The 13,274-nt window shown below is 63.9% G+C and carries 12 protein-coding genes and 1 tRNA gene; 9 read left to right on the top strand and 4 right to left on the bottom strand.

Going from position 1 to position 13,274, the window contains the following annotated elements:
• Window positions 1–30 precede the first annotated feature (30 nt).
• From E3O11_RS04355 to E3O11_RS04345, 3 genes are all read right to left on the bottom strand, one after another.
• Window positions 31–1,323 carry an ABC transporter permease gene (locus E3O11_RS04355; protein ID WP_092449261.1) on the bottom strand — a complete coding sequence of 431 codons (1,293 nt, stop codon included), beginning with the start codon at window positions 1,321–1,323 and terminating at the stop codon, window positions 31–33.
• The gene (locus E3O11_RS04350; RefSeq protein WP_092449260.1) at window positions 1,320–2,066 is read right to left on the bottom strand and encodes an ABC transporter ATP-binding protein; all 747 of its coding nucleotides are present in this window, start codon (window positions 2,064–2,066) and stop codon (window positions 1,320–1,322) included. Before E3O11_RS04350 ends, E3O11_RS04355 begins: the two co-directional genes overlap by 4 nt.
• Before the next feature lie 100 nt (window positions 2,067–2,166).
• Window positions 2,167–2,817 (bottom strand): MBL fold metallo-hydrolase, encoded by a 651-nt coding sequence (locus E3O11_RS04345; RefSeq protein ID WP_092449259.1) that lies wholly within the window; start codon window positions 2,815–2,817, stop codon window positions 2,167–2,169.
• Window positions 2,818–2,960: 143 nt separating this feature from the next.
• Here E3O11_RS04345 and E3O11_RS04340 point away from each other — a divergent pair.
• Window positions 2,961–3,033 (top strand) — tRNA-Glu (locus E3O11_RS04340).
• 53 nt (window positions 3,034–3,086) lie between these two features.
• Here E3O11_RS04340 and E3O11_RS04335 read toward each other — a convergent pair.
• Window positions 3,087–4,220 (bottom strand): methyltransferase, encoded by a 1,134-nt coding sequence (locus E3O11_RS04335; RefSeq protein WP_092449258.1) that lies wholly within the window; start codon window positions 4,218–4,220, stop codon window positions 3,087–3,089.
• Between the two features lie 276 nt (window positions 4,221–4,496).
• On the opposite strand from E3O11_RS04335, the gene E3O11_RS04330 reads away from it, so the two are divergent.
• The 8 genes from E3O11_RS04330 (at window position 4,497) to E3O11_RS04295 (ending at window position 13,008) form a co-directional block, all read left to right on the top strand.
• Window positions 4,497–5,522 (top strand): TerC/Alx family metal homeostasis membrane protein, encoded by a 1,026-nt coding sequence (locus tag E3O11_RS04330; RefSeq protein ID WP_092449257.1) that lies wholly within the window; start codon window positions 4,497–4,499, stop codon window positions 5,520–5,522.
• A 35-nt stretch (window positions 5,523–5,557) separates the two neighbouring features.
• Entirely contained in the window at window positions 5,558–6,349 is a 792-nt protein-coding gene (locus E3O11_RS04325) for a PP2C family protein-serine/threonine phosphatase (protein WP_092449430.1), read from the top strand.
• Between the two features lie 151 nt (window positions 6,350–6,500).
• Complete coding sequence (leuC, locus tag E3O11_RS04320; protein WP_092449256.1) at window positions 6,501–7,958, top strand: 3-isopropylmalate dehydratase large subunit; 1,458 nt, start codon at window positions 6,501–6,503, stop codon at window positions 7,956–7,958.
• 5 nt (window positions 7,959–7,963) lie between these two features.
• Window positions 7,964–8,590, top strand: coding sequence for a 3-isopropylmalate dehydratase small subunit (gene leuD / locus E3O11_RS04315; protein ID WP_092449255.1), 627 nt, complete (start codon window positions 7,964–7,966; stop codon window positions 8,588–8,590).
• 161 nt (window positions 8,591–8,751) lie between these two features.
• Window positions 8,752–10,074 (top strand): UDP-N-acetylglucosamine 1-carboxyvinyltransferase, encoded by a 1,323-nt coding sequence (gene murA, locus E3O11_RS04310; RefSeq protein ID WP_233195338.1) that lies wholly within the window; start codon window positions 8,752–8,754, stop codon window positions 10,072–10,074.
• Between the two features lie 55 nt (window positions 10,075–10,129).
• Complete coding sequence (locus tag E3O11_RS04305; protein WP_373866152.1) at window positions 10,130–10,870, top strand: lysophospholipid acyltransferase family protein; 741 nt, start codon at window positions 10,130–10,132, stop codon at window positions 10,868–10,870.
• On the top strand, window positions 10,860–12,011 hold the full coding sequence (locus E3O11_RS04300; RefSeq protein ID WP_241994636.1) for an NAD(P)H-dependent glycerol-3-phosphate dehydrogenase: 1,152 nt from the start codon (window positions 10,860–10,862) through the stop codon (window positions 12,009–12,011). Before E3O11_RS04305 ends, E3O11_RS04300 begins: the two co-directional genes overlap by 11 nt.
• The gene (locus tag E3O11_RS04295; protein WP_092449254.1) at window positions 11,911–13,008 is read left to right on the top strand and encodes a D-alanine--D-alanine ligase family protein; all 1,098 of its coding nucleotides are present in this window, start codon (window positions 11,911–11,913) and stop codon (window positions 13,006–13,008) included. The genes E3O11_RS04300 and E3O11_RS04295 overlap by 101 nt, the downstream gene beginning before the upstream one ends.
• Window positions 13,009–13,274: the final 266 nt, after the last annotated feature.

The following is a 13,274-nucleotide window of genomic DNA, read 5'->3' as shown; positions in this document are numbered from 1 at the left end:
TCATCGGTGTGCTTTATCGGATTGCCGGCGCTACTCGTAGCGCAGCGACTCGATCGGGTTCTGCTTGGCGGCTCGCTGGGCCGGAAGGGTTCCCGAGAGGAACGCGATCACCATGACCAGCAGAATGACGAAGGCCACCGACATCGGTTCGAACAATAGGATGTTCAGCCCGGGCAACCCGGAGAGGAAGCCCTGCGACAGCACGGCGCTCAGCGCAGAGCCGAGGCCGATGGCCACACCGGCCCCGATGGCGCTGCCGAGGAACCCGATAAAAATGGCTTCGAGGCTGAACAGGGTGTAAACCTTGCCACCGCTCATGCCCATGGCCTTCATCAGACCGATCTCGCGGGTGCGTTCCTGCACGCTCATCAGCAGGGTATTGATGATGCCGAATGCCGCGGCGATCAGGGCGATCACGGCGAAGGCGTTGAGCACACCGACGATGCCGTTGATCACGGTCTGCACAGCGCCGAGCTGGTCCTCGATGGTGCTGGCGGAATAGCCCTCGGTCGCGAGGTCGGCCTTGAGCGCGCTGATGCCCTCGGCGGCCAGCGCGGTATCGAAGTGGGCGACGGCCACGCCGTAGCTCGTGACGGCGGTGTCGATGCCGCCGGACTGCGCGTCGGCCAGTTCGGCGATCAGGGCATCGTTGGCTCCGGCCCCGGCAGCGAGCAGGCTCTCGAGCGAGACGCCGACGACGGTGGCGTCGACCACGTGCTTCTCGCCGAGAATGTCCGTGATCCCAATAGAAACGGATGCCCCCACCGCGTCATCCGCGGAGGCGAAGCCGAGCGGAATCACAAAGGTGTCCTGCAGCACCAGCTGCGCCTCCTCGGCACTGCCGTCGAGCTGCGCGCCCGCCGTGAGGTCGGCCGTGGTCACCGCCGAGGTGGCGTTGATGCTGAACTCGTACGGTGTGCCCGAGTCGTATTCGACGTAGTCGGGCTGCACCGAGCGGATCGGGTCGACCGACTCGATGCCGGACGTTTCGGCGATCGCCCGGAGGTCGGCATCCGTCAGTGCCTTGGTCGTGGTGCCGGGGGGACCTTGCCGACTGGAGACCGACGCGGAACTCTCGGCGTCATATTCGACCGGGCCGTCGCCGGCGGCGGTCGCATCGCTGGCCTGGGTGATGATGAACACGTCGGGCGAGCCGAGGGCACCGACCTGGGCGTCGACGTACTGGCTGACGCCGGCGCCGACCGCGTTGGTCAGGGTGAGGGTGAAGGCGCCGACGAAGATGGCCAGCACGGTCAGCGTCGTGCGGAGCTTGCTGCGAAAGGTATTGGAGATCGCGGTGGCGACGAGGTCTTTGGTTCTCATACTGCGCCTCCGGCGGTGTTCATTGCTGCAGTGCTGTGTGCTGCGGGGGCGTGGGCGGCCAGCTGGGAGACGATGAGTCCGTCGCGAATGTAGATCTGGCGGTCGCAGCGGGCGGCGAGATCCTCGTCGTGGGTGACGATGACGACGGTGATGCCCTGGCTGCGGTTCAGCTCGAACAGGATGTCTTCGACGACGGCGCCGGTGGCGGTGTCGAGGTTGCCGGTCGGTTCGTCGGCGAAGATCACGCGCGGCGAATTGACCAGGGCGCGGCCGATGACGACGCGCTGCTTCTGCCCGCCCGAGAGAGTCGTGGCCTTGTTGCCGGCCTTGTCGGCGAGCTCGAGCTGCGTAAGAACCTGCATGCCGATGCGGCGGCGTTCCTTGCCGCCCATACCGGCGATCTTGAGCGGGAGGATGATGTTGTCGAGCACGCTCACGTTGGGGGTGAGAAAGAACTGCTGAAAGACGAAGCCGAATTCCTTATTGCGCAGTTCGTTGACGGCGCGCTTGGACAGCGACTTGGCGTCCTGGCCGCCGACCTGCAGTGTTCCCTTGTCGGGTTCGTCGAGTAGCGCGAGCAGGTGCATGAGGGTGGACTTGCCCGACCCGCTCTTGCCGACGATCGCCACGGTCTCGCCCGGCGCGATCTGCACGGACACGCCCTTCAGCGCGTCGAACCGGCTCGTGCCAGAGCCGTAGGATTTCTCCAGGCCCTGCGCATCAATTACCCACTCGGAGTCCATCGGGCGTCCCTCAGTTCGGTGCTAGATCCTAAAAAATGCAGTAACTGCACTCTAATTTGCAGTAGCTGCAAATTTGCTGAGGGGGAGTGCCCTGTCGCAGCTACAGATCGAGGCTGTCTCCCGGTTCCAGCGCGAAGAATTCGCCGCCACCCTGCTCGGTGACACCTTGGATTCGTGCATTGGACAGGTCTTTCCCGGCCCGGGATAGCAGCATCTCGTGGGTCGTGAAGCTGCGCTTCGGCTGGACGGCCAAAACGTAGTCCATCGCCTCACTGATTTTCATCCAGGGCGCCGCGGCCGGAACGGCGAGTGTGCCGACCGTGACCCCTTCGGGAAACGTGAAGGCGTCACCGGCGTAGTAGAACTCGTCATTGACCAGCACTCCAACGTTGTCAATGACCGGAATCGACTCGTGAATGATCGCGTGCGTCGCCCCGAAGAAGCGCAGGGTGAACGGGGCGACCTCGATCACGTCCCCGGCCTGCACCGTCGTCACCTTGAGATCGGCATTGAAGGCGGCGATCGCCCGAGCGACTCCGGCCGGCGCGAAGATGCGTAGGTCGGAGTTCATTTCGACGATCCGGCCCAGCTGTTCCGGGGTCCAATGGTCGGCGTGTTCGTGGGTGATAACGACGGCTACGGCGCCCGCCGTGCCGGTCAGCGCCGTGGTGAACGAACCGGGGTCGATGTAGAGCTTCTTGCCTGAGAGCTCGAGGATCAGGGCGGCATGCTCCAGCTTGGTCAGTTTCATGTCCCCGAGCTAACCGCGATTCGAGTCGTGGCGCAACAGCATCCGCTGTCGTGATTGCTGTTTTGGTGCTGTCGCGACGCGCCGTGTGCGCTCAGTTTGGAACTGCGCTGGTCCGTGTGGCATACTCGGTAAGTTGCAAAAACGGCCCCATCGTTTAGCGGCCTAGGACATCGCCCTCTCACGGCGGTAACGCGGGTTCGAATCCCGCTGGGGTCACAATTGCCCGGCTTCCTTCTTTTGAAGGGGCCGGGTGTTTCTGTTTAAGCGGTCTATTTGGTACGAAGACGCCACAGCGAGGTGACCTCGCTCTGGCGCACGGCGTGCAGCGGGTCGCTCGTGTCGGTCGCCCGGGAGTGCACGGCGGCCGCTTCGAGCGCACCGATCACCCGCAGGCCGGCGGTGTCGATCACGGTCATGAGGTCAGCGCGAGTGCGCAGCCCGACCAGTTCGGCAAAGTCGGAGAGCACCAGCCAGACCTCACCGTTCGGCTCCAGATGGTCGATCACGCCGGCCAGGAAGCCCTTGAGCATGCGCGAGCCGGGGTCGTAGACGGCAGCGTCGAGCAGGGAATGCGCGGTCGCCGGAATCCACGGCGGGTTGCAGACGATCAGATCGGCACGCCCCTCGGGAAACAGGTCGGTCAGCTGCACCTCGATGCGCCCGGAGATCCCCAGTCGGGACACCGTTTCTCGAGCGGATGCCACGGCGCGCGGCTCGAGATCGGTCGCGATCACCCGTGGTACGCCCCGCGTCGCCAGCACCGCCGCGAGCACTCCGGTGCCGGTGCCGATGTCGAAGGCTACCCGCGGCGCGGCCAGCGGAGCCGTTGCCACGAGATCGACGTATTCGCTGCGCACCGGAAAGAAAGTGCCGTAGTGCGGGTAGATCGAGGCGTTCAGCGCGGCGACGCGAATGCCCTTGGTGCGCCACTGGTGTGCACCGATCGTGCCGAGCACCTCGTGCAGCGACACAACGGATGCCTCCGCGATGCTCCCATAGGCATCCACTGTGGCGGCGACCACGTCGGGAGCCCGGCGCAGTCCGATGATGTTGCCGATCTCCAGCGGGACCAGCAGCAGGCTGAGAATGCGCGCCCGGTGCGATCGGTTCTGCCGGTAGCGATAGAACAGTTCGGCGGTGGTGCGCTGGGTTTTGTCGGGGCGGGGCCGGGTGCGGTGTTCCAGAGCGGTCAGAATCTGGCGGGCGTTCTGAAAATCGCCGGTCCAGAGCAGGGCGACACCCTGTGAGGCCAGCCGGTAGGCGGCATCCGCTGTGATGGTGTCGTCAACCGGCACGACACGTTTCGGGGCCGGGGCGCCGTTGGCTGATCGCCAGAGCGCGGAGGTCGACACTCCGTTTTCGGACCAGTCGAGATACTCGCGCGGGGGGCCAGCGGCCGTCATCGAACCCGGTCCATAGTCATAAGGTCCAACTATAGGTGGCGCCGCGGCGACCGGGGTCGAGTGCTGGGCGCGACCAGCGCACTGTTAGAATTTTGCAAGCGAAGGGGAGTATCCCTCTGGGCCCGATCGGGTCCTATGTCGCGATCGTCAATACGGGCCGCACTGGCGGGGCCCCGGTCGCGGTGGTATCGATGGGCTCCGAACGGATGCTTTCGGTGCGGGAGAGACTTTCGGGTTCTGTAACACCTGACTCCCGTCATTTCTTGAAAGGCCCCCGTGGAACTCGCTCTCCCTCTCTGGTTCGAAGCCGGATCCCTCGTCGTTCTGACCCTGATTTTGGTCGCCGACCTGCTCATCGTCTACAAGCGCCCGCACGTTCCGAGCATGCGAGAGGCCGGCCTGTGGGTCGGTTTCTATGTGGGACTCGCGCTGATCTTCGCGCTCCTGATGCTGGTGCTGGGCGACGCCGAACACGCCGGCCAATTCCTGGCCGGCTGGCTTACCGAGTACAGCCTGTCGATCGACAACCTGTTCGTCTTCGTGATCATCATGGCCCGGTTCTCGGTGCCGAGAAAGTACCAGCAGGAAGTGCTGATGGTGGGCATTATCATCGCCCTCGTGCTGCGTGGAATCTTCATTCTGCTCGGTGCCCAGCTGATCGAGAGTTACGCCTGGATCTTCTACATCTTCGGCGCGTTCTTGTTCTACACCGCGGTGAAGCAGGCGTTCTCGTCGGAGGAAGAAACCGAAGAGAAAGAAAACGGCGTCATCCGTTTGCTCCGTCGGCGCATTAGCATGTCCTCGGAATTCGACGGTTCCAAGGTGCGCACGCTGATCGACGGCAAGAAGGTCTTCACCCCGATGCTGATCGTGTTCATCGCGATCGGTACGACCGACCTCATCTTCGCGCTCGACTCCATTCCGGCGATCTTCGGCATCACCCAAAGCCCGTTCATCGTCTTCACGGCCAATCTCTTCGCCCTGATGGGCCTGCGGCAGCTGTACTTTTTGCTCGGCGGACTGCTCGAACGCCTCGAATACCTCAAGTACGGTATCGCCGTCATCCTCGGCTTCATCGGCGTCAAGCTCGTGCTGCACGCGATGCACACCAACGAGGTGTTCTTCATCAACGGCGGCGACCCCATGTTGTGGGCACCCGAGATCGACACCTGGACTTCGCTCGGCGTGATCATCGGTAGCATGGCCGTGGCAACGATTGCGAGCCTGATCAAGGCCCGTCACGATGCCCTCAAGCGTGGGCACACGCTCGCCGAAGAGATTTCGGTCAACGCTGGGGAATGATTGAACGAGGCCAGATGGCGGCGAACGGAGGATTCATGACTCTGAATCAACAGAGCACCATCGAATTTTCCAGCAGCACCGCCAGTCTCGTGTTCAGCGTGCGCAGCGAGGTGGGCAACGTACGCAAGGTAAATGAGGACAGCGTTCTCGCGCAGTCTCCGGTCTTTCTGGTGGCCGACGGCATGGGCGGACACGCCCAGGGTGACGTCGCCAGTCAGACCGTGCTGGGCGTGTTTGACGAGCACATCGCCCGCGACCTGCCGTCCACCCCGGAGCGCATTCTGGATGCCATCCACTCGTCGAACGATGCCGTGCGTGATCTCAGCGCTGAAGGCGACTCGGGCACCGCTGTGTCGGGAACGACCCTGGCCGGGATCGCGCTGGTCGATGCCGGCGACGAGGTCGGTTATCACTGGATGGCCTTCAACGTCGGGGATTCCCGGGTTTATACCTGGTCCGATGGCGTTTTGACCCAGTTGTCGATCGACCACTCCGCAGTGCAGGAGATGGTCGATGCCGGCCTGATTTCTCGAGCGGATGCCGAGAAGCACCCGGAACGCAATGTCATCACCCGGGCCATCGGCGCCGACGAATTTGTCGACGCGGATGTCTGGCTGCTACCCGCTTCGGGGGAGCAGGCGTTCCTGATCTGCTCCGACGGGCTGACCAAGGAACTCGACGACGTGACGATTGCGCGGTTGCTGGCCACGAACATCCACTCGGCTGTTGACGGGCGCAGCATGGCCGACATTCTCGTCGATGCTGCGATCGAACACGGTGGACGTGACAACGTGAGCGTCGTCTACGTGGAGTCGACGGTCAGCTGAGCAGCGCGAACCGGGCCTGCGGGGGAGGTGTTACCCTGAATCCGTGGTGCTGAACCGACTTCTTATCTGCCGCGACGAGTCCCTGTACTGAGGCCTCCCTCGTCGCGGCGTTCGGCGTGGCTGCCATCGATTCGTGAGGAAGACGCTCAAAATGACCAACGTAATACCCACTTCGACCATTAGTTCCGACGCCGGCCTGCGCACGCTCGCCGAGAAGGTCTGGGACAAGCACCTCGTCACCAAGGGTGAAGACGGAACCCCCGACCTGATCTACATCGACCTGCACCTGCTGCACGAGGTGACCAGCCCGCAGGCCTTCGACGGACTGCGCCTGGCCAACCGGCCGCTGCGCCGGCCGGATCTGACCATCGCGACCGAAGACCACAACACACCCACGCTCGCGATCGACAAGCCCATCGCCGACCCGACCAGCCGCACCCAGATCGAGACGCTGCGTCGCAACTGCGCCGAATACGGGGTACGGTTACACTCGCTTGGTGACATCGAGCAGGGCATCGTGCACGTCGTCGGCCCGCAGCTCGGCCTGACCCAGCCCGGCATCACCGTGGTCTGCGGCGATTCGCACACCTCCACCCACGGAGCCTTTGGAGCGATGGCGCTCGGCATCGGCACGAGCGAGGTCGAGCACGTCATGGCGACCCAGACGCTGCCGCTGAACCCGTTCAAGACTATGGCGATCACCGTCAACGGCGTACTGCGCACCGGGGTCACCGCGAAGGACATCATCCTCGCCGTGATCGCCAGGATCGGCACCGGCGGCGGAGCCGGCTACGTGCTCGAATACCGTGGCGAGGCCATTCGCGCTCTCTCCATGGATGGCCGCATGACCATCTGTAACATGTCGATCGAGGCCGGCGCCCGCGCCGGCATGGTCGCGCCCGACCAGGTCACCTATGACTACCTCAAGGGTCGCGCCCACGCACCGCGCGGCGCCGACTGGGACGCGGCCGTCGCGTACTGGCAGACCCTGGCCACCGATGAGGGTGCCAGCTTCGACGCCGAGGTCATCATCGACGCCAACGAGCTCGAACCCTTCGTGACCTGGGGTACCAACCCCGGCCAGGGCGTCTCGCTGAGCGGATCGGTGCCGAACCCCGCCGAAATCGTCGACGCCAATGAGCGCTCGGCGGCCGAACGGGCCCTGGAATACATGGACCTGACGGCCGGAACGCTGATGAAGCAGATTCGGGTCGATACCGTCTTCCTCGGCTCCTGCACCAACAGTCGGATCGAAGACCTGCGGGCCGCCGCCGAGATCATCAAGGGCAAGAGCAAAGCGGAGGGACTGCGCATGATGGTCGTTCCTGGCTCGGCCCGGGTACGCATCGAGGCCGAAGCCGAGGGGCTTGACCAGATCTTTCTCGATTTCGGCGCCGAATGGCGTTTCGCTGGCTGCTCGATGTGCCTCGGCATGAACCCCGATCAGCTCGAACCCGGCGAACGCTGCGCGTCGACCAGTAACCGAAACTTTGAAGGACGACAGGGCAAGGGCGGGCGTACCCACCTGGTGTCGCCGCTCGTCGCGGCCGCCACGGCCATTCGCGGCACGCTCTCAAGCCCGTGGGACCTCGTTCAGGATGGAGACTAAGCAACATGCAGAAATTCACTACCGTCACCGGCATCGCGGTGCCGCTGCGCCGATCCAACGTGGACACTGACCAGATCATCCCGGCCGTGCACCTTAAGCGTGTCACGCGCACCGGCTTCGAAGACGCCCTGTTTGCAGCCTGGCGCCTCGACCCCGAATTCGTGATCAATAAGAAGGAGTACCAGGGCGGTCGGGTACTCATCGCCGGCGCCGACTTCGGCATCGGTTCCTCGCGGGAGCACGCCGTCTGGGCGCTGCGCGATTACGGCTTCGACGTAGTGCTCAGCCCCCGCTTCGGCGACATCTTTCGCGGCAACTCGGGCAAGCAGGGCTTGCTCGCCGGCCAGATCAGCGAAGCGGATGCTGAAACCCTGTGGAACCTGGTCGAGTGCGATCCGGGCGTGGAGTTGACCGTGGATCTGGTCAGTAAAACCGTGCGTGTTGGCGATCTGACGGTGAATTTTGAAATCGATGATTACACTAGATGGCGGCTGCTCGAAGGTCTGGATGACATCGGGCTGACCCTGCGTGACGAAGCGCGAATCAGTGAATTTGAAACCAAACGCGAATCCTGGTTGCCCCGCACCCTTCCCGCCCTTTCCCCCGAATCTTCCAGAATTAATTTGATGTAATTTGCATTTGCACTAATTTGCACCAGGACAGGTAACTTGTGAGCACTCTGCGCGAAACAGATAGTAGCGAAACCGACGAGGCGAAGAAGTTGAACGACGCTCGAAACCACGACGACGCGAATGAGCGGGGGAGCGCTGCGAACCACGGAGCATCCGTCGGCCTGACCGCTGACAAGATCACCATTCGAGGGGGAATTCCCCTGGTCGGCCGCATCGAGGTGAAGGGGGCGAAGAACCTCGTCACCAAGGCCATGGTCGCCGCCCTCCTCGGTGAGACCCCGAGCGTGCTCAAGGACGTTCCGAATATCAGCGATGTTCGGATCGTTCGCGGGCTGCTCGAGGTACACGGCGTCAAGGTCACCGAGGGCGACGAACCCGGAACCCTGGTCCTCGACCCGGTTGACGTGGAGAGCGCGCACTTCGCCGCGATCGACGCCCATGCCGGTTCCTCGCGCATCCCGATCCTGTTCTGCGGCCCGCTGCTGCATCGCCTCGGTGAAGCGTTCATCCCCGATCTCGGCGGCTGTCGCATCGGCGACCGCCCGATCGACTTTCACCTCGAAGTGCTGCGTAAGTTCGGTGCCGTCGTCGAGAAGCAGCCCAACGGCATCCGCATGTCGGCGCCGAACGGACTCAAGGGCGCCAAGCTCGAACTGCCCTACCCGAGCGTCGGAGCCACCGAGCAGGTGCTGCTCACCGCGGTGCGGGCCGACGGCATCACCGAGCTCAAGGGCGCGGCGATCGAGCCCGAGATCATGGATCTCATCAACATTCTGCAGAAGATGGGCGCCATCATCACGGTCGACACCGACCGGGTGATTCGCATCGAGGGCGTCGAACGCCTGCTCGGCTACAACCACCGCGCGCTGTTCGACCGCAACGAGGCCGCCAGCTGGGCTGCAGCGGCCCTCGCCACCGACGGCGACATCTTCGTCGGCGGCGCCCGCCAGCCCGAAATGATCACTTTCCTCAACGTTTTCCGCAAGGTCGGCGGCGCTTTCGATATCTGTGACGACGGCATCCGTTTCTATCACCCCGGCGGCGATTTGAAGCCCGTCATTATTGAAACGGATGTCCACCCCGGCTTCATGACGGACTGGCAGCAGCCGCTTGTCATCGCGCTGACCAAGGCTCACGGCACGTCGATCGTGCACGAAACCGTGTATGAGCAGCGCTTCGGCTTCGTCGACGCCCTCGTCGAAATGGGCGCGACCATTCAGATTCACAAGGAATGCCTCGGCGGCCATCCGTGCCGGTTCGGTCAGCGCAATTTCAACCATTCCGCCGTCATCACCGGACCGACCAAGCTGCACGGCGCCGATATCGTCGTACCCGACCTGCGCGGCGGCTTCAGCCACTTGATCGCAGCGCTCTCGGCCGACGGCACGTCCACGGTCAGCAACGTGGGAATCATCAGCCGAGGTTACGAAAACTTCATCGGCAAGCTGCGGCTTTTGGGGGCGGACTTCGATCTCGAAGGATAATAGGCGCGTGCCTGAAAATAACGACGTGCCCGCAACTCCCGAGTCGACTGCCAAAATTCGTTCGGAGAAGAGCAGCCCTTCGGCATTCTGGATTCTCGCCGGGTTGATTCTGCCGGTGATGAACCTCGCCGCCCGCTACGAGATTCTCGATGCCCACAAGTTTCCGCGGAGCGGCGCGTTCGTGTTCTCGCCGAACCACTACAGCGAGATCGACCCTGTGGTCATGGGGGTCGTGGCCTGGAAGCTGGGGCGGCTGCCTCGGTTTCTGGCGAAGGAATCCGTTTTCAAGATCCCGGTCATCGGCTGGGTGCTGACCAAATCGGGGCAGATTCCGGTGCAGCGCGGCGGATCGGTGCGCGGGAGTGAGCCGGTCAAGGCCGCCCAGCGTCTGGCCGATAAGGGCCAGATCGTCGTGGTGTACCCGGAAGGGTCACTCACCCGTGACCCCGATCTGTGGCCGATGCGCGGCAAGACCGGCGCCGTGCGCATCGCGCTGGAACAGGGGATTCCGATCGTGCCAGCCGCGCACTGGGGCACGCAGCACCTGATGGAACGGTATTCCAAGAAGGTGCACCTGTTTCCGCGCAAGACCATCACAGTGAAGATCGGCGACCCGATCGACCTCGCGCAGTTTCGGGGACGCAGCCTCGACACGGCGACGCTCAACGAGGCGACCGCCGTCGTAATGCTCGCCATCACTGCGTTGCTGGAAGACTTGCGCGGCGAGAAGGCCCCGGTCAAACGATGGAATCCGGCGGAGCACAACCAGAAAGAGACCGGTCGTTTTGAAGCCTAGAACCCCCCAGCCGCCGAAGATTCAACCAGGCACCCGGGTGGCCGTGCTCGGCGCGGGCAGTTGGGGTACGACCTTCGCCAAAATTCTGACGGATAGCGGTGCCGATGTCGTTCTGTGGGCTCGCCGCCCCGAGTTGGCCCGGGAAATCTCCGAAGCGCGCCGCAACAGCGACTACCTGCCCGGGGTGAACCTGCCCGTCGGGCTGCGCGCCACGAGCCGTCTTGACCTGGCGCTGGCCGGAGCGGAAATGGTGTTCGTCTCGGTGCCCAGCCAGTCGCTGCGCGAAAACCTGAAGCAGGTTGAACCGTATTTGGCCGAGAACGCGATCATCATCTCGCTGATGAAGGGTGTCGAACGCGCAACCGGCATGCGCATGAGTTCGGTGATCGAAGAGGTGCTCCGCATCGACCCCGATCGCATCGCGGCGATCAGTGGTCCCAACCTCGCGCTGGAAATCGCCAAGGAACAGCCGACCGGCGCGGTCGTCTCCTCGGCGAGCTTGGAAACGGCGCAGGCCGTGGCCAAACTGGCAACCAACCGCTACTTCCGCTCCTACGTCAACACCGACGTCATCGGCACCGAGTTCGGCGGCGTGCTGAAAAACCTCATCGCGGTCGCCATCGGCATCGTCGACGGCGTCGGCTACGGCGAGAACACCAAGGCCTCGATCATCACGCGTGGTCTGGTCGAAATGACCGATTTCGCGGTCGCCTACGGCGCTCAGCCCGAGACTCTGGCCGGACTGGCTGGCCTCGGTGACCTCATAGCCACCTGTCAGTCGCCGCTGTCGCGCAACAACACAGCGGGCCGGCTGCTCGGCCAGGGTTACAGCATTAACGACGTCGTCAAGCAGATGCAGCAGACCACCGAAGGCCTCGCCTCGGTCAAGCCGATTCTGGAACTCGCACGCGCCAAGGGCGTCGAGATGCCCATCGTCGAACAGGTACGTCAGGTACTCGACGGCACGCTCAATCCCCGCGACATTGCGCCGCACCTCACAACTGACTCCGGCGAACCGCAGGGCGAAAGGACACTTGACGATGGACAAGCTCACGGTGGTGCTTCTCTTTGGGGGGCGTTCCAGCGAACACTCGATCAGCTGCGCCACGGCGGGAGGGGTGCTGGCAGCCCTCGACCCTGATGCGTACACCGTCATCCCGGTCGGAATCACCCGGGACGGTGCCTTTGTGCTCGAAGAAAACGACCCCGCCAAGTTTGCCCTCAACGCCTCAGCGCTGCCTGTCGTTGCGGACAACGGCACCCGCGTGCGGTGGCCGGAGAGCGCGTCCAGCCGGGAATTGACTGTCGTCGACGCGTCCGGTGAGCGAACGCTTGGCCCGGTCGACCTTATATTCCCGATTTTGCATGGACCGTTCGGTGAGGACGGCACCATCCAGGGCATGCTCGATCTGCTCGGCCTGCCCTACGTCGGGTCGGGAGTTCTCGCATCCGCTTTGGGCATGGACAAACACTTCGCCAAGACCGTCTTTCAACAGGCTGCCCTGCCCGTTGCGCCGTGGCGCACCATCACAGCGGATGACTGGGTAACGGCTCCCGGTTTGGCCTATGCGGCCCTGGAACAGCTCGGCCTGCCCGCGTTTGTGAAGCCGGCGCGGGCCGGATCGAGCGTCGGCGTCAGCCGGGTGTCGACCCCGGACCAACTGACCGAGGCCATGACGGTCGGGCTCGCCGAAGACAACAAGGTGCTGATTGAATCCGGGCTGGTCGGCCGGGAGCTCGAGATTGCGGTACTGCAAGGGCGCCCGGGGGAACCGACCCGCGCCTCCACGGCCGGCGAAGTAGTGGTGACCGGCCGGGACTTCTACGATTTTGCCGCGAAGTATCTCGACGCGCCCGGCGTCGACCTGGTCTGCCCGGCGCCGCTGGCACCCGAGGAACTGGCCGAGGTACAGCGGCTGGCCATTGCCGCGTTCGAGGCGATCGGCGGCGCCGGCCTGGCCCGCGTGGACTTCTTTCTCACCGCGACCGGCTGGGTGATCAACGAGATCAACACCATGCCCGGGTTCACGAGCATCTCGATGTTCCCGAGCTGCTGGCTGGCCAGCGGCTACACCTATCCCAAGCTGATCGACGAACTCATCGCTGTGGCCATAGCCCACGCCCGCCACGGCTCCTGACCCGCCGAGTCCGTCGGCATCCGTCGTATTAGGCTGCTTGCGCGGGAGTTGTGGCCTGGCCAGAACTCCCGCGCAGTTCGCCGCGCGGGAACTGCGCCAGTACGCGGGAGTTGGGCATCCCGCGCAGCGGCGCAACTCCCGCGCAGCGCGAAGTAAAGGCAACCAACCCGCCGCCGCGCTCGGAGCAGAGCCATCCAGACGTCGTATTTAGCCGCTTTGCACTTAAGCTGGCCATCGACCAGCGCGACCCGGTCTGCGGTACGCGG

It is taken from the genome of Cryobacterium levicorallinum (assembly GCF_004402405.1).
GTDB lineage: Bacteria > Actinomycetota > Actinomycetes > Actinomycetales > Microbacteriaceae > Cryobacterium > Cryobacterium levicorallinum.
This window is presented reverse-complemented; position numbering and strand designations above follow the sequence as displayed.

What these genes read in the sequence shown, in the direction of transcription:
- E3O11_RS04355 (WP_092449261.1), bottom strand. Translation starts at nt 1,323, where the DNA reads ATGAGAACCAAAGACCTCGTCGCCACCGCGATCTCCAATACCTTTCGC.
- E3O11_RS04350 (WP_092449260.1), bottom strand. Translation starts at nt 2,066, where the DNA reads ATGGACTCCGAGTGGGTAATTGATGCGCAGGGCCTGGAGAAATCCTAC.
- E3O11_RS04345 (WP_092449259.1), bottom strand. Translation starts at nt 2,817, where the DNA reads ATGAAACTGACCAAGCTGGAGCATGCCGCCCTGATCCTCGAGCTCTCA.
- E3O11_RS04335 (WP_092449258.1), bottom strand. Translation starts at nt 4,220, where the DNA reads ATGACGGCCGCTGGCCCCCCGCGCGAGTATCTCGACTGGTCCGAAAAC.
- E3O11_RS04325 (WP_092449430.1), top strand. Translation starts at nt 5,558, where the DNA reads ATGACTCTGAATCAACAGAGCACCATCGAATTTTCCAGCAGCACCGCC.
- leuC (WP_092449256.1), top strand. Translation starts at nt 6,501, where the DNA reads ATGACCAACGTAATACCCACTTCGACCATTAGTTCCGACGCCGGCCTG.
- leuD (WP_092449255.1), top strand. Translation starts at nt 7,964, where the DNA reads ATGCAGAAATTCACTACCGTCACCGGCATCGCGGTGCCGCTGCGCCGA.
- E3O11_RS04295 (WP_092449254.1), top strand. Translation starts at nt 11,911, where the DNA reads ATGGACAAGCTCACGGTGGTGCTTCTCTTTGGGGGGCGTTCCAGCGAA.